The sequence below is a fragment of the Bradyrhizobium sp. 482_C4_N1_8 genome (assembly GCF_052075965.1).
Classification (GTDB): Bacteria; Pseudomonadota; Alphaproteobacteria; order Rhizobiales; family Xanthobacteraceae; genus Bradyrhizobium; species Bradyrhizobium barranii.
This window is the reverse complement of the sequence record NZ_CP197231.1, coordinates 8,169,670-8,189,107: the sequence shown is the minus strand read 5'-3', so window position 1 is coordinate 8,189,107 and position 19,438 is coordinate 8,169,670. Positions and strand designations below refer to the sequence as shown.

General features: G+C 64.5%; 18 protein-coding genes and 1 tRNA gene. 8 read left to right on the top strand and 11 right to left on the bottom strand.

Annotation, left to right across the window (positions count from 1 at the left end; all coding sequences use genetic code 11):
* The first annotated feature begins 294 nt into the window (after positions 1 to 294).
* A complete protein-coding gene (locus AB7Z56_RS38860) occupies positions 295 to 1,065 on the top strand; it encodes a hypothetical protein (RefSeq protein ID WP_231143654.1) in 771 nt (256 codons plus the stop codon).
* Positions 1,066 to 1,169: 104 nt separating this feature from the next.
* Here AB7Z56_RS38860 and AB7Z56_RS38855 read toward each other — a convergent pair whose 3' ends face one another.
* The gene (locus tag AB7Z56_RS38855) at positions 1,170 to 1,940 is read right to left on the bottom strand and encodes an alpha/beta fold hydrolase (protein ID WP_063985699.1); all 771 of its coding nucleotides are present in this window, start codon (positions 1,938 to 1,940) and stop codon (positions 1,170 to 1,172) included.
* 153 nt (positions 1,941 to 2,093) lie between these two features.
* On the bottom strand, positions 2,094 to 2,555 hold the full coding sequence (locus AB7Z56_RS38850; protein ID WP_063985698.1) for an Hsp20 family protein: 462 nt from the start codon (positions 2,553 to 2,555) through the stop codon (positions 2,094 to 2,096).
* A gap of 207 nt (positions 2,556 to 2,762) precedes the next feature.
* On the opposite strand from AB7Z56_RS38850, the gene AB7Z56_RS38845 reads away from it, so the two are divergent.
* The gene (locus tag AB7Z56_RS38845) at positions 2,763 to 3,710 is read left to right on the top strand and encodes an alpha/beta fold hydrolase (protein ID WP_028148092.1); all 948 of its coding nucleotides are present in this window, start codon (positions 2,763 to 2,765) and stop codon (positions 3,708 to 3,710) included.
* A 34-nt stretch (positions 3,711 to 3,744) separates the two neighbouring features.
* On the opposite strand, the gene AB7Z56_RS38840 is transcribed toward AB7Z56_RS38845, so the two are convergent.
* Together AB7Z56_RS38840 and AB7Z56_RS38835 are read right to left on the bottom strand one after the other, a co-directional pair.
* The gene (locus AB7Z56_RS38840; protein ID WP_231143653.1) at positions 3,745 to 6,555 is read right to left on the bottom strand and encodes a di-heme-cytochrome C peroxidase; all 2,811 of its coding nucleotides are present in this window, start codon (positions 6,553 to 6,555) and stop codon (positions 3,745 to 3,747) included.
* A 190-nt stretch (positions 6,556 to 6,745) separates the two neighbouring features.
* The gene (locus tag AB7Z56_RS38835) at positions 6,746 to 8,542 is read right to left on the bottom strand and encodes an adenylate/guanylate cyclase domain-containing protein (protein WP_063985696.1); all 1,797 of its coding nucleotides are present in this window, start codon (positions 8,540 to 8,542) and stop codon (positions 6,746 to 6,748) included.
* Positions 8,543 to 8,756: 214 nt separating this feature from the next.
* On the opposite strand from AB7Z56_RS38835, the gene AB7Z56_RS38830 reads away from it, so the two are divergent.
* Positions 8,757 to 9,326 (top strand): LysE family translocator, encoded by a 570-nt coding sequence (locus AB7Z56_RS38830; RefSeq protein ID WP_283017743.1) that lies wholly within the window; start codon positions 8,757 to 8,759, stop codon positions 9,324 to 9,326.
* Between the two features lie 3 nt (positions 9,327 to 9,329).
* On the opposite strand, the gene AB7Z56_RS38825 is transcribed toward AB7Z56_RS38830, so the two are convergent.
* A complete protein-coding gene (locus tag AB7Z56_RS38825; protein WP_028148087.1) occupies positions 9,330 to 10,082 on the bottom strand; it encodes a sulfite exporter TauE/SafE family protein in 753 nt (250 codons plus the stop codon).
* A 92-nt stretch (positions 10,083 to 10,174) separates the two neighbouring features.
* Here AB7Z56_RS38825 and AB7Z56_RS38820 point away from each other — a divergent pair, with 92 nt between their 5' ends.
* A complete protein-coding gene (locus tag AB7Z56_RS38820) occupies positions 10,175 to 11,065 on the top strand; it encodes a LysR substrate-binding domain-containing protein (protein ID WP_063986722.1) in 891 nt (296 codons plus the stop codon).
* Between the two features lie 221 nt (positions 11,066 to 11,286).
* Here the strand turns inward: AB7Z56_RS38820 and AB7Z56_RS38815 are convergent, their stop codons facing one another.
* The 3 genes from AB7Z56_RS38815 to AB7Z56_RS38805 all read right to left on the bottom strand — a co-directional run bounded on the left by AB7Z56_RS38815 (position 11,287) and on the right by AB7Z56_RS38805 (position 14,506).
* Complete coding sequence (locus AB7Z56_RS38815) at positions 11,287 to 12,252, bottom strand: Bug family tripartite tricarboxylate transporter substrate binding protein (protein ID WP_063985694.1); 966 nt, start codon at positions 12,250 to 12,252, stop codon at positions 11,287 to 11,289.
* A gap of 33 nt (positions 12,253 to 12,285) precedes the next feature.
* The gene (gene hisN, locus AB7Z56_RS38810; RefSeq protein WP_014491808.1) at positions 12,286 to 13,068 is read right to left on the bottom strand and encodes a histidinol-phosphatase; all 783 of its coding nucleotides are present in this window, start codon (positions 13,066 to 13,068) and stop codon (positions 12,286 to 12,288) included.
* 547 nt (positions 13,069 to 13,615) lie between these two features.
* Complete coding sequence (locus tag AB7Z56_RS38805; RefSeq protein WP_014491809.1) at positions 13,616 to 14,506, bottom strand: N-formylglutamate amidohydrolase; 891 nt, start codon at positions 14,504 to 14,506, stop codon at positions 13,616 to 13,618.
* A 329-nt stretch (positions 14,507 to 14,835) separates the two neighbouring features.
* Between AB7Z56_RS38805 and cpdR the strand changes: the two genes are divergently transcribed.
* On the top strand, positions 14,836 to 15,195 hold the full coding sequence (gene cpdR / locus AB7Z56_RS38800) for a cell cycle two-component system response regulator CpdR (RefSeq protein ID WP_007597092.1): 360 nt from the start codon (positions 14,836 to 14,838) through the stop codon (positions 15,193 to 15,195).
* 73 nt (positions 15,196 to 15,268) lie between these two features.
* Positions 15,269 to 15,343: transfer RNA gene (locus AB7Z56_RS38795), tRNA-Val, on the top strand.
* Positions 15,344 to 15,544: 201 nt separating this feature from the next.
* Here the strand turns inward: AB7Z56_RS38795 and AB7Z56_RS38790 are convergent.
* Positions 15,545 to 16,069 carry a DUF4440 domain-containing protein gene (locus AB7Z56_RS38790; RefSeq protein WP_084795403.1) on the bottom strand — a complete coding sequence of 175 codons (525 nt, stop codon included), beginning with the start codon at positions 16,067 to 16,069 and terminating at the stop codon, positions 15,545 to 15,547.
* Between the two features lie 159 nt (positions 16,070 to 16,228).
* A complete protein-coding gene (locus AB7Z56_RS38785; RefSeq protein WP_354234281.1) occupies positions 16,229 to 17,527 on the bottom strand; it encodes a heme-binding protein in 1,299 nt (432 codons plus the stop codon).
* A 472-nt stretch (positions 17,528 to 17,999) separates the two neighbouring features.
* On the opposite strand from AB7Z56_RS38785, the gene AB7Z56_RS38780 reads away from it, so the two are divergent.
* Positions 18,000 to 18,485: an L-2-amino-thiazoline-4-carboxylic acid hydrolase gene (locus AB7Z56_RS38780; RefSeq protein ID WP_063986719.1), complete on the top strand. Its 486-nt coding sequence runs from the start codon at positions 18,000 to 18,002 to the stop codon at positions 18,483 to 18,485.
* An 11-nt stretch (positions 18,486 to 18,496) separates the two neighbouring features.
* Positions 18,497 to 18,742 (top strand): hypothetical protein, encoded by a 246-nt coding sequence (locus tag AB7Z56_RS38775; RefSeq protein ID WP_063986720.1) that lies wholly within the window; start codon positions 18,497 to 18,499, stop codon positions 18,740 to 18,742.
* Positions 18,743 to 18,868: 126 nt separating this feature from the next.
* Here AB7Z56_RS38775 and AB7Z56_RS38770 read toward each other — a convergent pair whose 3' ends face one another.
* A complete protein-coding gene (locus tag AB7Z56_RS38770) occupies positions 18,869 to 19,348 on the bottom strand; it encodes a tautomerase family protein (RefSeq protein WP_071909434.1) in 480 nt (159 codons plus the stop codon).
* Positions 19,349 to 19,438 lie beyond the last annotated feature (90 nt).

Sequence of the window (19,438 nt, the reverse complement as noted above, 5' to 3'; positions counted from 1 at the left end):
GCAATCCGTATGCCGGAACTGCAAGCAAAATTGAGACAGTCTTCCTGTCCTAACCATCACCTTGCCAAATTTTTGTCTATCACACAAGCGCGCGGAAGTCCCGATTCCCAGAGTGTCAATCAGCGCTTTCCGCATGGCACGCGGCCCCGGTTTTGAAGCAAACGCGCCCTGATCCGGCCCTGTAGACGCCGAAATCCCGAATGAAGCTTCGGATCAGCCCTTCGAAAGGCGCGCCACGCCGCAAGAAGCGAAAGAGCGCGAGGTATTCGGGGGCCTGACAGGAGCGTGTCGACCATGAAGTTTTTCACAGGATGTGTGGCCGCTGCCACGCTGGCGCTGGTGGCGACGGCCGCCGAGGCACAAGTTCCGGCCAACGGCGCTGCGCGGGCCGCCTATATCGCGGTCTCGGATTTCGACGGACCCTATGGGCCGCCGGAAGCCGCGCCGCCGCCGCCCCGTTACGGTTACGGCTATGGCTACGAGGAGCGCGGTCCGGCGCCGGCGCTGCTGCCGTCGACCGAGGTCTACGCTGTGCTGCGCGACAACGGCTTCTCGCCGCTCGGCATCCCGCGCCTGCGCGGCGGCGTCTACACCATCGCGGTGATCGACCGCCGCGGCGACGACGGCCGGCTGGCGATCGATGCCCGCGACGGGCGAATTCTGCGCTTCATGCCGGCCGCCGACGCCTTCGGCATGGCGCCCAGCGATGAGGTGCCGACGGTTGCACCTTACCGTCCACAAAGCGCGCTGCCGCCGCCGACCATGGTCCGCAGCGGCCCGCCGCGTCCGCCGGCCTCCATCCCGCATGTCGCCAGCCGCACCGTGCCGCTGCCGAAGGCCGCACCGCGCCGCGGCGAGGCGCCTGTCGCCGCCGCCAAGCCGGCCGCGGCAGCTCCGCAGCAGGCACAAGCGCCGCAGGCACAGCTCACCCAGCAGACCGCCGCCGTGCAAGCAAAGCCCGCCGAAGCCGCACCGCAAACCGCCGCGCCAACCGTCGGTCAGGCCAAGCCGGCTCCGACGATCATGCCGACGCAGGAGATGCCGGCGGCGCAGGGGCTGGACTAGCGCGCTCGCTTGACGCGACTGCGCGCCACGCGCTGGACGGAGACCTGAGCAAAACAAAAGCGCCCGAAGAGCTCGGGCGCTTTTTCATTGCGGCGATCGCGCGCTCAGCTGCGCGGATACCCCGCCGCTTCCAGGATCAGATTCGCCACGTCCTTCGGATGCGACACCAGCGAGAGGTGGCCGGCATCGAGCTCGATCGTGGTTGCGTTCATGCGCTTGGCGAGGAAGCGTTCGAAATCGGGATTGATGGTGCCGTCGTTCTTCGACACCGCGTACCAGCTTGGCTTCGTGTGCCATGCAGCTTCCGTGGTGCGGCCGGCGAAGATCGAGGCGGCCGTCGGCCATTGCACGGCGTAGAGCTCCCTGGCCTGCTCCGGCTTCACGCCATTGGCAAAATACTTCAGGAAGGCGTCTTCCGAGAGCTTTGTGTAGCCGTCGCGTTCGACGATGCCGGCGCGGGCCGGGCCTGCCGGAAACTGCTTCGACAGCGCGACGAAGTCTTCGTTCGCATCGGGCGCGCGTGCGGCGACGTAGACGAGGCCGGTGACCTTCGGGTCGTTGCCGACCTGGCTGATCACGGTGCCGCCCCAGGAATGCGCGACCAGCACGGTCGGGCCATCCTGTTCGGCCAGCGCGCGCTTGGTCGCCTCGACGGAGTCCGCAAGCGACGACAGCGGATTTTGCACGGCGGTGACGTGCAGGCCCGCGGCCTGGAGGATCGGGATCACCTCCGACCAGCTCGATCCGTCGGCCCAGGCGCCGTGCACCAGAACGACGTTCTTGGCTTTCACCGTCTGCGGCGTCTGCGCGTGAGCCAGGCTGATGGGGGCCGCCAGCAAGCTCGCGGCGACGAAAAGGCTGCGCCAAAGTGACATGATCGTGCTCCGTATTGTTTTTGCTGCGATGCCCAAAGGACGGAGCGTGTGGTCGCGGCGTTACATGTCCTCACCGTTCTGTGATGCAATGCAAAACAAAAAAACGCCCCGGGGCACCGGGGCGTTTTCGCAACTTGGCGGCTGTCGGCGTGCTTAGGCGGCGACCGAGCTCTCGATCACCTGCGCCTTCGGCGCGCCCGCGTTGATGGCGATCTGGCGCGGCTTCTTGGCTTCGGGAATCTCGCGCACGAGGTCGACGTGAAGCAGCCCGTTCTCGAGCGAGGCGTCCTTCACCTGCACGAAGTCGGCAAGCTGGAAGGCGCGCTCGAAGGCACGCGCGGCGATGCCGCGGTAGAGCACTTCGGACTTCGAGTTCTCGTTGGCGACTTTCTCGCCCTTGATCGTCAGCGTGTTTTCCTTCGCGACGAGGGAGAGCTCGTCCTTGGCGAAGCCGGACACCGCAACCGTGATGCGGTAGGTGTTCTCGCCGGTACGCTCGATGTTGTAGGGGGGATAACCGGGGCTGCCGTCCGAACCGGCCTGGTCGAGCAGGCTGAAGAGGCGGTCGAAGCCGACGGTGGAACGGTAAAACGGAGTCAGGTCGTAGGTACGCATGGTCTAGTCCTCCATTGAGCGACTGTTGGTAACCCGCCCGCCAATCGGGCCGGGCTTTAGTCTGTGTGCAGCCTAATGTTCCGGTTCCGAAACACTGGTAGCGGCCTGCACCATGGTGATATGGGTTCAGGGGAACGGCGTTCAAGAGGGCGGCAAGTTGCGCCTTTTCGGCGCTCCAGCCCCTTGATTTGCAGCATTTCTCGCCCAATGACGCTGATCTCGATTCCGTCCAATCCCGTTCCCGAAGACGTCGTCAGCGGCACCATCAAGACACCCGATGGCGCCGAGCTGCGCTTTGCGCGCTGGGCGCCGCCGGCGAACCGCAAGGGCACGGTCTGCGTCTTCACCGGACGCAGCGAGCAGATCGAGAAATATTTCGAGACCGTGCGCGACCTGCGCGACCGCGGTTTCGCGGTGGCGATGATCGACTGGCGCGGGCAGGGCCACTCCTCGCGCCGCCTGCGCGATCCGCGCAAGGGCTATGTGCGCGACTTCTCCGATTTCGAGATCGACGTCGAGACCTTCGTGCAGCAGGTGGTGCTGCCGGATTGCCCGCCGCCCTTCTTCGCGCTCGCCCATTCCATGGGCGGCACGGTGATGCTGCGGGTGGCGCACGCGGGCAAGCGCTGGTTCGACCGCATGGTGCTGTCGGCGCCGATGATCGACCTGCCCGGCCGCGCCACCTCGTTTCCGGCGCGGGCGCTGCTGAAGACGATGCGCCTGATGGGGATGGGCGGTCGCTATGTCCCGGGCGGCAGCGACCACATCACCGGGCTCAATCCCTTCATCAACAATCCGCTGACCAGCGATCCCGTGCGCTATGCGCGCAATGCCGCGATCCTGGAGGAGGATCCGACGCTCGGGCTCGCGTCACCGACGGTCGCCTGGGCCGATACCGCCTTCCACGCCATGAACACCTTCAAGGGCAAGAACTACCCTTCCCAGATCCGCCAGCCGATCCTGATGCTGGCGGCCTCCAGCGACACCGTGGTCTCGACCGCGGCGATCGAGGAGTTCGCCTACCACCTGCGCGCCGGCTCCCATCTCGTGATCGCCGGCGCCAAGCACGAGATCCTCCAGGAGCAGGACCGCTACCGCTCCCAGTTCTGGGCCGCCTTCGACGCCTTCGTGCCGGGCACGCCGCTGTTCAAGTGAGGAAGCAGCGGCGGGGCGAGGTAAGAAGACCAGCTCACAGCGTCTTCAGGTACTCGATCAGGTCGTAGCGCTCTTGCTCCTTGAGCACGCGGCCGATGGTGCCGTCCTTGCCGGGGCCCGGCGTGCCATCGAACGAATGGCCGGCATTGCTGTTGCCGAAGGTCTCGGTGCCATCAGACGCTCGCGTCGAGAAGTGCGACTGGCCGGTCTTGCAGCTCTCGCCGTCGACGACCGCGAAGCCGACCTGCTTCGGATCGTAGTCGCGACCACCACCCATGCAGAACGATTTGGGGCGCTCGGCCGCGGGGCTCAGCATCCAGTAGAGCGAGGGCACCGATCCGTTGTGCAGGTAAGGCGCGGTGGCCCAGACGCCGTTGAGCGGGCGCGCGCGATACCAGGGCGGCGGCTCCTTCGCCTCGGCCGGCTGCGGACCGGGATTCGGGCAGTTCTTGCGCTCACCCCACCAGGCCTGCTGAACCTTCGGGTCGATCTTCGCATCGTCCATCGCTTTGCGGCTGACGATGTCGACGAGCACCATCAGCCCGACCGAGTACGGCATGTCGGTCGAGGAAATAGCCGGCAGATTGCAGCTCCACCAGGCATTGAGCTTCTGCGTGGGATCGAGCTCGAGAAAGCCCGGGACCTGAACCGTCCGCGTCTGCAGCACGCTCGCCTGAGCGGGATCGGTCCCCATGCCTTTGACGCTCTTCTGGACCTCGTTCAGGAATTTGTCTTTGCCGATGGTCTCCCAGCGCGACGAGGACCAGATGCTCTGGTCCGGAAACTCGGTGTCGAACACGGGATCGTTGACCGGCCCGAGATGGCATTCGACGCAGATCTGCGCGTAGAGCTTGCGGCCGTTCTTGACGCGCTCACCATCGATCTTCCAGGCATTGTCGCCGAAGATGTCCGACGGCCATTTCGGCGATGTCAGTCCGGAGAGCTGCTTTTTCGGATAGGGCGCCGACCCCTTCAGCAGATCCTCGATCCAGTTCAGATTCTTGATATCCATCGACGAGCGGAACAGCGTGTCCTTGGGGGTATTGTCGGACAGATTGAGCAGCGCCGTCACGCCCAGCGCTTCGCCGGCGTTGCGGATCAGCGGTTGTTCGATGGACGCGTCATATTGCGCGAATTTGAGCCAGGGCACGGTCCAGATCGGCGGGAAGCTGACCGGCGCGTCCTTGGCATGCAGATTCTTTTCGAAGCCGCTGAGGCCGCTGAGCGTCATGTCCTGGGCGAAGACCTGATTGCCGATGCGGTTGAGCGCGTCGAGACGGCCGTATCCTTCCTCGGTGTCCTGCTGCTTCTCTTCCCGCTTCGTCTTCTCGTTGAATCTCGTCTTGCCGTCGATGGTTTTCGCGTAGGTCTTCTCCCAGTCGATCAGGAACGTGCTGATCGTGCGCAGCTTCTGCTTCAGCGCATCGCGATCCGCACCGCTGGCGGAGGGGCCGAGCACACGGTCGGCGAAGCGGGTAAAGCGACCCGGCACGAGGAGCGTGTAGGCGATCGACAGACCCGTCGTGACCTCGAGCTTCCTCAGGTCGGTCATCGCCGGGCCGCCGTCGAAACGGATGTCGATGCCTTTGTAGTGAATCTGGCCGGTGTGGCAGGCGGCGCAGGTCAGGCCGATCCGGTCGTCGCCGACCTGGCCGGTCGCAGGATCGGGTACGCCGGTCATGCGCGCAAAGCCGACGGGCAGGCCGTCGACGTTTTCGGCCTGGGTGCCCCAGTTAACCGGCGGATCCCAAAGTCGCGCCGGCACCGGCTTGGTCTTGTCGTAGACATTGGCGTAGCCGAACCGGCGCAGCGTGGCGTCGTCGGTGTTGATCGTCTGCGGGCTCGGGATGAAGCCGAAGCGCTGGAGATGGTCGCTGTCATGCAGCATCCCGGGCTTTGCGAAGAAATGAAGCCGCGGCTGCTCGAGCGCCATGAACCAGCTGTAGGGCACCGGGAAGGTCGCGGTGCCCTGGCTGGCGTGATGAAACCAGTGCCGGTCCTCCAGCGCCCAGTTTTGCTCGAGCCAGTACGCGGCCTGGGGTTCGACAAGCTTCGGCAATGGCGGCGCCACGAGGTCACCGAGGATGCCGGGCAGCATTGGCTGGAATTGATCCGGAAAGCGCAGCGCCACGACGCCAAAGACGAGCAGCGCGGCGACTAACCCGCCGGCAACGCGCAATATGAGCGAGGGCGGTTTGACCGGCTGGCTGACGACCCGCTGCGTGATCCTCTCAGGGAATTTGCGCTCGTTGAACAGCGTACGCACGTCGGCGATGGCGAGATAGCGGTTCTCGCCTTCACCCTTGCCCATGATCTTCAGCAGGATGGGCCATTCGAACTGCATCAAGATCCGGTAATACCAGCGCGCAGCGCTCCCGGCGCGCTTGAAGTTGTCGCGCATGTAGGTCTGTATTTCCGACGCGTTGATGCCGGGCTCGGTGCCGCCGCCGTTCGGATCGGTATAGTCCCTGCCGAAGCTGGCCAGGCGGGCGATCTGATCCTCGTTGACCTTGCCGTCGACGCCGAGGATGCGCGAACCGGCGCCGCGCTTGTCCAGGGGGCCGCCGCGCAGCGCATCGAGCTGTGCGCCCGAAAAGATGCTCTTCAGGATGTGACCGAAGCCGTTGGCGATCAGTGCGATGCCGCGGGTCTCGACACGGGCCACCGTCTTCATCAGCCCCTTGTCGCCGCTCGCATTCGCGATCGTCTGCGATAGCTTGCCGATCGGGACGGTCCCGCCGTCGACGAAACCTTCGCCAACGAGGCCGCGCAGGAAAGGGCAGGGATTGTCTGGCGAGACCTGGATCGAGGGATCGAAGGGAGGCTTCGAGGCGGGGTCGTTCATGGCCCAAAATCCTGAAAACAGCGAATCGTGAAATGAAGACGCGCCGATAGAGCGCGGAAAGTCCTAACAAACCGACAGCAACTTATACTACTTCAGCGTGTAAAGAAGTGTGGCTGAATTCACGGTCCTGTCAATAAAAGCCGGCCCGAGGTTGCGAGGGGACGGGGGCGGGACCGAGAAGGCCTGCCTGTCAGGACTCGGCCGCGCGTTTGACGTCGCTTTGCACCAGGGTCAGCTTGCTGAGCGGCACGCCCGCGTTCAGAAGCCCCTCACGGTAATGGGCGAGGTCCTCGGGCCGCTTCCAGTGGAAATTGCGCAAGTGACGATCGACATTCAGCGTCGGGTAGTTGCGCATCAGCACGCCGACGGCCTCGCCCGCCTCATCGTCCCGACCCAACTGTGCCAGCGCCGCGGCACGGATCGCCAGCGCCTGCATGTGGTTCGGGTTGATGTAGAGCTGCTCGCGGGCCCAGGACAGGGTCGCGTCGTATTGCCCCAGCAGATAATGGCTGAAGGCGTTCAGCGCGGCCCATTGGTAGCGCGGGTCGCTGTTGTCGCGCTGCGCGGCCATCGAGAACAGCTCGATCGCCTCGCGGTGCTCGCCGATGACGAAATGGCAGATGCCGAGCACGCCGCGTGCGCCGTTGTCGTAGGGGTTGAGCGCGACCGCGCGCTTGGCGGCGTCCATCGCGGCCTCGTAATGCGCCTCCATGGCATGCGCCCAGGACAAGATCGAGAAGGCGAAGGAGGAGCGCGGGTCGAGCCGGACGCTGGTCTCGGCGAGGGCCATCGCCTCGGCCCACATCTCGCGTGTGCCCTTGACCCACCCGAACTGGATGCTCTGGATCTGGATCGTGGCGAGATAGGCGTGCGCGATCGACAGTTTGGGGTCGAGGCTGATGGCTTCGCGGAACAGGTCGACGGCGGTGGCCAGGTCCTCCTTGGTCTGCCGGTAGTAGTGCGACAGCCCCTTGAGGAAGCGGTCCCAGGCGGTCACGTCGGTGGAGAGCCGCGCCGGCGCCGAGGCCTCCGCCCGGACGATCTCGGTGGCGATGGCGGCGGACAGATTGGTGGTGATCTCGTCCTGCATCGCGAACAGTTCGCCGATGTCGCGGTCGTAGCGGCCGGTCCAGAGCTGCTCGCCGGTCTCCGGCGCGACCAGCTCGGCGGTGACGCGGATCTTGGCTCCGGCGCGCCGCACCGAGCCCTGGATCAGATAGGTGGCATCGATCTCGCGCGCGATCAGGCGGGTGCTGGTGTTCTTGCCCTTGAACGCGAAGGTCGAGTTGCGGCTCAGCACGCGATAGAAGGATTGCAGCGACAGCGCGTGGATCAGATCCTCGGTGAGGCCGTCGGAGAAATATTCGTCCTGGGCGTCGCTGAGATTGGCGAAGGGCAGCACACCGACGATCGCTGTGCGGTACTGCTGCGACAGCACCGACGCCTCCCGGAGCTCGGGCGCGAGCGCTGGCGCACCCTCGGGCATCCAGGTCCAGACCCCGATCGGGTCCTTGATGTTCTTGAAGCGATGGTTGCCGGCATCGACCAGCAGCGCGGTCAGGTGCTTGCTCGCCTCCCGGTAGGCCTTGGCCGAGATGGCGAAGCCGCCGGGGCTCGCCACCGCTTCGAGGCGGACGGCAATGTTGACGTCGTCACCGAATACCTCGTCCTCGTCGGCGATGACGTCGCCCATGTGGATGCCGAGGCGAAACTGCATGGCGCGCTCGGCAGGCAGGTGATGGTTGCGCTCCGCCATCAGCGTCTGCATCGCGATCGCGGCCTCGACGGCGCCGACGATGCTCGGGAACTCCAGCAGGAAGCCGTCGCCGGTGTTTTTGACGACGCGGCCGCCATGGTTGAGGATGATGGGATGGATCGCGCTGCGATGGGCCTTAAAGGCGGCATGGGTGCCGGCCTCGTCGCTGCCCATCATGCGCGAATAGCCGGCGACATCGGCGCAGACGATGGCGGCCAGACGTCTTTCCATAGCCCGGAGCTCCAAGGGATCGATGACCGGCCCCCGCGTGGCAGTCGCCTCGAATCCCGCATTTCCAAGAACACTGCCTTTATAGAGCAGATAAGGCCGAGCGAAAGCATGATCCGCATTGCAAATTTGAGGTAAATTCTCCGCAATCCTGGCGGTGGACGGCGGCGGCCGAACCGAATAAGCCCGCCTTTCAAGGCTGACGGGGGCACCTCACATGCTGGGCATTCACGAGATCTGGCTCTTCATCCTGTCGGGCATATTGCTCAACATCACGCCTGGCCCGGACTCGGTCTACGTGATCGGCCGCAGCATGCAGATGGGCTGGCGGGGCGGCGCCGCGGCCGCGCTCGGCATCAGTTTCGGCTGCTTTTTCCACGTTGCGGGCGCGGCAATCGGCCTTTCGGCCCTGCTGATGGCCTCATCGACCGCCTTCTCGATCCTGAAGCTGGTCGGCGCGGCCTATCTCGTCGTGACGGGACTTCAGATGCTGTGGTCGCGCCCGGCGCTGGCCGCAGCCATCGACGAGCCGGAGCGGAGCCCGCTGCGGCGGGTCTTCCTCCAGGGCGTCTTCACCAACGCGCTCAATCCCAAGGTCGCGCTGTTCTTCCTGGCCTTCCTGCCGCAATTCGTCGCAGCCGATTCTCCGCACAAGCCGCTCGCCTTCCTGACGCTCGGCCTGATCCGCCTCCACGTCTTCACCTCGTCGCGCGCACCATGGTGGACGATCCAGGACGATCTGCCCCAGCACGAAAAATGGGTGCCTGGCTACGAACCCAAATCGTAGGCCTCAGGCGAACTCCTTCAGCAGCGCGCTGCCCGCGAGATAAACGCCGAGCAGGATCATCGCGATCAGGAACCAGCGGCGAAACGCTTCCGCCGGCATCCGCGCCCGCACCGACTGGCCGACGAACATGCCGGCGAAGGCCATGGCCATGCCCACGGCGCCCGGCACTGCGTTCGCCGGCGTCAGCAATCCGCCGGCGGTGAGATTGAAGGCGAGCGCCAGCGTCGCCGTTGTGAAGAACACGCCGAGCGCCTGCACCAGTTCGTCCTTCTCCATGCCGATCGCCTGCATGAACGGCATCGAGGGGATCACCTGCACGCCTGTCGAGGCCGAGATCACGCCGGTGATCACGCCGACCACGCCGCCGACCCATTTCTCGTTCTGCGGCGCGACGTGGAACTTGAATTTGCTGAGCCCGATGATCGCGTAGATCACGAGCAGGATTCCGAGCACGATCGTGCCGTAACGGGCATGCGGGCCGGTCAGCGCGCCGGCATTGAGCCAGCATCCGATCACGGTGCCGATCATCAGCGGCCAGAGCCGCCTCAGGATGTCGCGCAGATAGGGGCCGGCGAAGGTCTGCCAGATATTGGTGACGATGGCGGGCACGATCACGATGGCGATCGCGCGGCTCGGCGCCATGTTCACCGCGAGCAGGCCCATGGACACGGTCGGCAGGCCGAGCCCGACCACGCCCTTGACGAATCCGGCGATCAGGAAGACGGCGGCGATGAGGATGAGGAGCGGGTCAATCATATCTTGCACATTGACCGAAGCCGCGCGCCGGCACAATCTGGAGGTTACGGAGACAGCCTTCGTTCTTGGCGGAGGCTGAGGAGAATCCGGCCATGCGCTTCGACCTCGTTGACCTCCAGCTCTTCATCGCGGTTGCCGACCAGCGCAGCATCACCCGCGGCGCCGAGCGATCAAATCTCGCCTTGGCCTCTGCCAGCGCGCGCATAAAGGGGCTCGAGGACGCGCTCGGCGTCGCGCTGCTCAAGCGCGGGCGGCGCGGTGTCGAGCTGACTGCGGCGGGCGAGAGCCTGCTCGATCATGCACGGGTCGTGATGCACCAGGTCGACGCCATGCGCGGCGATCTCGCCGGCTTTGCCAGCGGCGTGCGCGCGAGCGTGCATTTTCTCGTCAACACCTCGGGGCTGTCGGAGCATCTGCCGAAGGCGCTGGCGGGCTTCCTGCGCGAGCATCGCGACGTCGCCATCGACATCGAGGAGCGCGAGAGCACCGATATCGCGGCAGCAATCACCGCCGGTGCCGCCGATCTCGGCTTTGCCGCCGAGCACGCGCTGCCCGACCATATCGAGCGTTTCGTCTTCAGCGAGGACCACCTGACATTGGTGACGTCCAGGCGCGGTCCGTTCGCCGGCCGCCGCCAGATCGATTTCCAGGAGGCGCGGGATTGTGATTTCGTCGGGCTGACCAGCGCCACTGCGCTCCAGATGCACATTTCGAAGCACGCCGCCCGGCTCGGCATGCGTCCGCATTACCGTGCGCGTCTGCGCGATTTCGATGCGATCTGCCAGATGGTCGCCGCTGACGTCGGCATCGCCCTGGTGCCGATATCCGCCGCCCGCCGCTGCGCCAAGCTGATGCCGCTGGCCATGGTCCGCCTGCGCGATGCTTTCGCCAACCGCAAGCTCGTGATCTGCGCCCGCAGCTTCAAGGCGCTGCCAAGGCCGGCCAAGATGCTGGTGGAGCATTTGCGGGCGGCGGCGGTGTAAGAGGCCTGTTGATGTGAGCCTGCGCTGCGGCTGTGCGCACAACTGCGCTCCCTCCCCCCTTGCGGGGGAGGGCGGGGGAGAGGGGTGGCCCAGGAAAAGGTATCGCTGTCGCGAAGAAGAGAGATCGATGGAGTCCCCGTGTGGACCCCTCTCCCTAACCCTCCCCCGCAAGGGGGGGGAACGCACCTACCTCGTGGCGGCGTCACGACTCAAGCCGTTGATCACTTCGCCGTCTCGACGCCGGCGTCCTTGATCACCTTCGCCCACTTCGCGGTCTCGTCCGCGATGAAGCTGCGAAAATGCTCCGGCTCGTCGCCGATCAGCGTCGCGCCTTGGGCGGCGAGCTTTTCCTTGACGGCCGGATCCGCCATGGCCTTCGTCGCCAGGCCATGCAGCGCGGTGACGATCTCCTTCGGCGTGCCCTTCGGCGCCACCATGCCGTACCAGTTCTCGATGCGAAGATCAGCAAAGCCCGCTTCCGCGGTGGTCGGCACGTCGGGCGCGGTCGCGGAGCGCTCGGCCGAGCCGACCGCGATCGGCTTCAACGCGCCCGCCTTGACCTGCGGCAGCAGCACCGGAAGATCCAGGAAGGTCATCTGCACCTGCTGGCCCAGGAGATCGTTCACCGCGGGAGCAGCGCCACGATAGGGCACGTGTACGATGTCGATCTTGGCCGTCAGCTTGAACAGCTCACCGGCGAGGTGCGGCAGGCTGCCGGGGCCGGAGGAGGCGAAGTTGAGCTTTCCGGGCTGCGCCTTGGCGAGCGCGATCAGCTCGCCGATGTCCTTTGCGGGCACGTTGGTGGCAACGACAAGCATTTCCGGCACGGTCGCAACCAGCGTCACCGGCGTGAGGTCGCTCGAGGTGTCGTAGGCGACCCGCTCCATGCTCGGGCTGATCGCGAGCGCGCCGGCCGAGGAGATGGCGATGGTGTAGCCGTCAGGCGCGGCCTTCGAGACCGCGTCGGTGCCGAGCACGCCGCCCTGGCCGCCGCGATTGTCGATCAGCACCGGCTGCCCTGACAGCTCCGACATGCGCTGGCCGATCACGCGGGCAATGATGTCGTTGGGCCCGCCGGCCGGGAACGGCACGATCAGCTTGATCGGTTTTGCGGGGAAATTCTGCGCGGAGGCGAGGGCGGGAAACAGGAGCAGGAATGCGAGGAGGAGCTTAGGCCAGTTGTTCATGCAGGCTCTTTTCATGCACGCTCCTTGGGGCGCTTATCCGTTGAGCAGTTTCAGTGCTTCTTCGTGAACTCTAGCGTCGCCGGCCGCGATGATGCGGCCGCCGCCCTGGGCCGGCTTGCCTTCCCAGGTGGTGACGACGCCGCCGGCGCCGGTCACGATCGGGATCAGGGCTGCGATGTCGTAAGGCTTCAGCTCGGTCTCGACCACGAGATCGACGTGACCGGCCGCCAGCATGCAATAGGAGTAGCAGTCGCCGCCATAGCGCGACAGCCGCGCGCCCTGTTCGATGCGGCTGAAAATGGCGCGGTCGCGTTCGTTCATCAGCAGCGGGCTGGTGGTATAGCTCGTTGCTTCCGACAGCGAGGCGCAGCGGCGGACCTGAAGCCGGCGCTCGCCGGACGGGCCCTTATAGGTGGCCGAGCCGTTGTCGCCGGAGAAGCGCTCGCCGATGAAGGGCTGGTGCATCATGCCGTACACCGGCGCGCCCTTGTGCAGCAGCGCGATCAGCGTGCCCCAGATCGGAAAGCCGCCGATGAAGGATTTCGTGCCGTCGATGGGGTCGAGCACCCAGACATAATCGGCGTCCTCGCGCTCATTGCCGAATTCTTCGCCGACGATGCCGTGCTGGGGGAAGCTCGCCTTGATCAGCCGGCGCATCACCGCCTCCGCGGCGCGGTCGGCCTCCGTCACGGGGTCGAAATCCTTGGTCTTGCTCTTGTCGTCGATTGACAGCGAGGTGCGGAAGAACGGCAGGATGGTTTCGCCGGAGGCGGTGGCGAGCCGTCCGATGAAGGCTGAGAAGTCGATCACCGTCACGGCGCATCCTCAAAACGAAAGTCGGGTGAAGCTCGCTCCTGCCTAGCTCAATTCGCTTCTCGCGTGCAGCGCTGAGTTGGTTTGCTCCCTGGTATTTTGGATGCCGCAACCGGCTGCCCCGTCCCAGTCATATGCTGGCCAAATATCGATCATAGAGTTGAAAACTTAGTTCCGAGTATGCCTCGTTCGTATGCAAACGGTTATCAACCCATTGAATTTCCTTATCAAAGAAACTGAATCTGGGTTTCGCTATAAGCAATTGAGCCATGTGCATATTGCATGGGAAACGGCTCAAAAGCCCTTGCACTTTGTGCGTCGCGGCCGCATATTGTTGCGGTGCGGTAGCGCTCTGCGTTACCGCTGCCCTCCTTGGGCGTTTCCTCCCTAGACTTGGGCCGCTTCTTCATCAGAAGCGGCCCTTTTTTCTTTGAGCCTCGATCTTCACTTCGAGCGCGCGAAAACGCGAAGCGAAGATTCGGCGCACGATACGCTGGCAGCTTGATCTGATGTTTGATCGGCGACGCGATCGCGCGGCGACGGCTCGCGTCTATTCAGCCGCGGCCTGGAACGGGCCGAGATCGCCGAACGGGATCGTCGTCGCCAGCACGTCGGCGAGCACGCCGAAGTCGCTTGCCACTTGCGCAAAGCGCGGACTGCGCTCGCGCCGCCGCTCGTCCATGTAGATCGCGCGGTTGAGCTCGAGCTGCACCGCGTGCAGGCCGCTTGCGGGGTTGCCGTAATGCTCGGTGATGAAGCCGCCGGCATAGGGCTTGTTGCGGCCGATCGAATAGCCGAGCCCGCCCATGGTCTCCTCGACCCTGTCCGGAAGCAGCGGTGTGCAGCTCGTGCCGTAGCGGTCGCCGATCACGATGTCGGGCCGCCGCGGCTCGTCCCTGCTGACGCCGACCGAGGGCATCGAGTGGCAATCGACCAGCACCACGGTGCCGAACATCTGGTGCACCTTGTTGATCAGCCGGCGCAGCGCGCGATGATAGGGCTTGTAGAGCGTCTCGATCCGCGCCAGCGCATCGTCGACCAGGATGCGTTCGCGATAGATCTCCTGGCCGTCGCCGACCACGCGCGGGATGGTGCCTAACCCGCCGGCGACCCGCATCGAGCGGGTATTGGCAAAGCTCGGCAGCCGTCCGGTGAACATGCGGGGATCGAGCTCATAGGGCTCGCGATTGACGTCAACATAGGAGCGGGGAAAGTTGACCCGCACGGTCGGAAAGCCGCGCTCGCTCAAATGGCCGATCAGCTCGTCCATGAAGGAATCTTCGGACCGCCGCAGCGTCGTCAGGTCGATCCTGGAGGCGCTGAGGAATTCGTCCGGATAGGTCGAGCCGGAATGGGGCGAGTTGAAGATGACAGGCGCGCGCCATTGCGCGGGCTCCACGATCTCGAAGGCGGGCGACACGTCGCCGTCAAACCGGGTCATCTTCTCAGGCTTCGTCCCTTCGCGCCGCGGGATCCGGGTCTCGGATCGAATTGATTCGGCCGGTGGAGCGGCTCTTATGTGTCGTCATTGTCTGGAATCGCAACCATTCTGCCAAGCGAAAAGATGTGATCTGCGCTGGAACATGTCTTAACCGTGTGGGCAGGGAAGCGGGGATGCGCCGGCGCGGCTCGATTGATTCGTGCCGCATTCGGGTTCACAAGGGACCGGCAGCGCAGCCAGCCCAGGGTAAAGATTTTCACCCCAAATTTACCCTCTGTCGGGCTTAGTAACCTCTGCTGATATCCTCTGGGGATTTGACGTTTCCTGCCATGCCCAAAATCCTGCTCGCCGAAGACGACAACGACATGCGCCGTTTCCTGGTCAAGGCGCTGGAAAACGCTGGTTTTCAGGTCTCGTCCCATGACAACGGCATGGCCGCCTATCAGCGGCTCCGGGAAGAGCCGTTCGAGATGCTGCTGACCGACATCGTGATGCCGGAGATGGACGGTATCGAGCTCGCCCGCCGGGCCTCGGAACTCGACCCCGACATCAAGATCATGTTCATCACCGGCTTCGCCGCGGTCGCCCTGAACTCGGATTCGGACGCCCCCAAGAACGCCAAGGTGCTGTCCAAGCCCGTGCATCTGCGCGAATTGGTCAGCGAAGTGAACAAGATGCTGGCGGCCTAAATCGGCCCCCTTCGGTCCTTGCACCGGCTCCCCTGAGCCGTTATAGGGACCCGACCCGATCTAGAGACATCTAGGGCGCGTAGCTCAGCGGGAGAGCACTACCTTGACATGGTAGGGGTCACAGGTTCGATCCCTGTCGCGCCCACCATCCTTCGCTCGCGATAGCGAGAGAAGGATGCCACGCCGAAGCCCAAAGGGCACAGGCGGGCTGCCCGCCGCGAGCTTCGGCCAGGCAAGCCCAAACAATCCGCGATTGCGAAGCGTGCGTGTAGCCCGGATGGAGCGAAGCGCAATCCGGGATTTGCCCCGGTTCTGCAGCGAGCCACGCCCCGACAATACTCGATCGCAGCTATTTCAGTTCCGTGTTCGCGACCGGCAGGACGGAGGCGACGGACCAGCCGTTCGCATCCCGCACGTAGGTCTGGCTGATCAGAAACGTATTCTGTTGGGCTGGCTTGCCGGGAAGGCCGCGCGTGAAGACGATGGGAACGAGGACCTGCATGACCTCGTTCGAGATCACGGCGACGTGGAATTTCGACATGTCGGGTTCGAGGTGCCAGGTGCCCTCGTAGTAGCCCTTGAAGCGGTCCGCGACCGCATCACGGCCTCTCGTTTCGATGCCTCTCGCAAACAACAGCACGCCGGGCGAATTCCACAGCATGGCCTTCACATCGTCCGCGTTGTGCGCATTCTGCGCGGCAATGAATTTTTCGAAGATGGTTCGCGCCTGCGCATCATCTGCCGCGGCCAGCGCCGGCCCGGCCGACCAGGCTGTCGCGGCGAGAAACAGCGTTGCGGCAATTGCCGCAAGATGACCGCGCCGTACAAACGGTCGTAGCCTGATGGAGCCGCGAGACATCTTGGAAGGGGGCATGATCATCTCTCTTTTGGATGACAATGATCATACCATTGATCGCCGCGCCGGCCTTTCAGGATCGCGCGAGCGGCGGTCACCGTTGCATCACGGATGCGTTGGTTCACGCCACGTCCGATACCGCGGACGTGGCGCATCGTCGTCACACCGCCATCCGCCTTACGTCAGCGGCAACAGATGATCCGGGATCGGCACGGGTGCGGCCGGCACCAGCGATGCGACCGAGACGTGCGGCCAGGTCAGCCCGGCGAAATCCAGCATGACCTTCTGTGAATACTGGATCTGCGTCGTCGCCACCCTGACGTGGCCGCCCTTGAATCCCTTGTTGGGCACGAACGGGATCGCGGCGACGAAGCTCGGAACCAGCGGCACGTTGCTCCTCCGGCGCGGTTGCAGGATCACCGGCGGCGTTCCGGGCGGCAGGGCCGGCACGTCGATGTCGTAAACCACCGTCTCGATCCAGAACACCGCGTCCATCTGGAAGGCGTTGGCGTTCGAGCCATTGCCGCCCGGCGTCGGAACGGGCAAGCCCTGAAGGAACGCGATGTTCGCGGCGCCGCCGGCAAAGCTCGGCGCCTGCGGATGCGGGCCGGGCGAGGGGATGGCCGGCAACGGGCCGCCGGTCAGCGGCGTGCCAGGCTTCGTCGATGTCTCGATGACGATGGTCTGGGTGATGGTCTGATGCGCGATCTGATCGCGCAGCACCGTGTTTGGGTCGGTGATCATCGCCTGGGTGAGCTTGCCGGAAGCCATCAGTGCGGTCAGATCCTGAGGTAGCCTGCGAGTCGTCTTGTTGGTCGCGGTCTGGTTCTGGAATGTGATCTTGTTGCCCGGATTGCCGCCGATGAACGGTGTGATGTCGATGGCCGCGATGGTTGGCTTACCGGCGACCGGAGGCAGCGCGGTGCCTTGCGCAGTGATCGTCGTGCCGTGCGGGATCGACGCCATGCGCGCGACGGTGAACGGCTCGTGCGGATTGGTGGTGGCGGGCACCGCCAGCCAGATGCCGGGTTCGAAGTGAATGCCCACGGGCGTTCCCGTGGTGATGTCGTTGATGGTCTGGAGATACGGCACGCCGTTGAGGAATGCATCTGCCTGCTGCAGCGAGCCGCGATTGGGGATCGAGCCAAGATTGTTCGAGAACGACATCGTCTCGTCGGTGAGATTCAGCTCCAGCACGTTGTCGTCGGGGTCGGTGGTGCTGATCGGCCCCGGCATCGGCGTCGGCGTGATCTTGCTGTCGGGCCGGAAGATCGTATTGAATCCCTGTCCTGTGAAGGTGCCCGTGAAGGCCGACAGCGGACCGAGGATGGGCGGCAAGGTGACCGGCGGACGCGCAGCTCGCGCGGCGGCCCCCGCGGCGGGCTGCGCGGCGTCCCTGAACACCTCGTCGACCTCGTGGATGGAGAAATTCGCGGTCTTGGTGAATGCACTGGTGAGTGGTTTGGGCTCGTCCATGGTGATCCCTCGCGGTGCTGCAACTGTCGATGCCGGCATTTCCCCGGGCCGGTTGTCCGGGCAGGTGAGTCCTGCGCTATTGCGCCTCGTGATCCCGATCGCGTCTCGTGATCCGCCCGATGCCGGGCATGACAACATCGTTCACGCGCGCTCATGCGCGCGTGCCGACTACGAACATTGATCGGCCCTACGTTGTTGGCCGGGCCGGATACTGAACGGATCTGCGTGAATCGATCGTGATTTTCAACTTGCGGTTCGGGCAAATATGCGGTCGGGAAATCGGCGAGCCCTGCGAACTGAGCGAAGCATTGCTTCCTTCTTCGTGCTCGAAAATGAGATCATCAAAATGGATGTCGGGCGCCTGGCCGGCTTCGGTTATGCTGGGCTATCATACAACCTTAAGATGGTCGCAAATGTGTGCCAGGTCACAGGGCCAAAGAGTCGCAGCAACGAGAGACGAGCGAGGCTGCCCATGAGCGTTTCCGTCATCGAGCAAGCAAAGATCCAGGCGCAGGTGCTGGTGCCGCTGGTCAAGGCATTGCAGGCCGAGCTCGGCGAGGCGCGCGCCAACGCGCTGGTGCGCAAGGCGCTCGGCGATCTCTATCGCGGCTTCGGCGAGGAGTTCTGGAAAACGAAGAACGAGACCGAGAACAAGACCGATCTCGGCAAGGCCGTCTCGTCGGCGTTCAAGACCTATGCCCGCGACGACGCGCTCGCCTATGACATCGTCGAGCAGACGGCTGACACCTTCGCGTTCGACGTGACGCGATGCGCCTATGCCGAGTTCTACAAGGCACTGGGCGAACCGGAGCTCGGCTTCCTCCTGGTCTGCACTGCCGATTTCGCGACCGCGGAAGGGTTTGGTCCCGACGTCAGGCTCACGCGCACGCAGACGATCATGCAGGGCGCCAGCCATTGCGATTTTCGCTACCGGCGCGACGCCGGGGGATCACAGTGAAGGGAATGCAAATGATGCGGGCAAGCTGCCTTGCCATGGCAATGCTGGCGCTGATGGCGTCATGCGCCGACGCGGCGATCATCGACTGGCAGGCCGAGCTCCAGCGCTGCCGCGTGCTGCGGCAGAACGTGGCGCCGCTGCTTCAGGCCGGCGAGGGAATATCCGCCGTCGGCCGCTCCAACAGATCCGTCCGTCGCTGCGTCTGGATCCAGCGCATCGCGGTGCGAAAGAAAATCCCCGGCGCGGAGGCGTGGTAGCAGGCGCCCGTCAGGTGGACTGGCTCTTCTGCCGGAGCAGCAGGTCCTTCAGTCCTGTCGGATAGAGGCTCGGTCCGCCCTGCGGAGCGGCGTCTTGCGTCGATCGACAGTCTTGCGGGCGTCGCCTCAGCCGGCGGACACGCCCGGCTTGAACAGGGCTCCGACCGGCAGCTTTTCCTGGAGGTCATACGAACTCGGGCGGTTCTCCTTGACCCATCTTTTTTCGGCGTGGGATTCGAATGGCGGCGGAATTTGCCCCTGAATCGACCAAAGGTCGGCCGGTAGCTCGTCGATGGTGACCTCCCAGTCGTATCCCCGGTCCTTGACGTAGGGCGCGATCAACTTGTCGACTGCTTTCACCCACCATTCCCTGATGACGGGGCCGGGCATCGTCCTCGCCATGTGGTCGATCTTGAAGCGGACGAATTTCTCGTGCGAAGCTCCGCCGACATAGACCGAACCTGCGGCGACTTCCTCGAAGATCATCACGGCGTAGAATTTCGGGATGGGAATCCTCGCATACATTGCGGTGACCTTCTCTGCGAATTCCTTCTTGTCATGAGCCGAGTAGGCCCCGACGGGGTGATAGACTTTCCACAACGGCACTCGAGTTCTCCTTGACGTTGGCTGGTCCTTAGGGAAGCCCGCGCAGCATTTGGTATGATGGGGATAATATCACTGACTGCGCCGTCGACT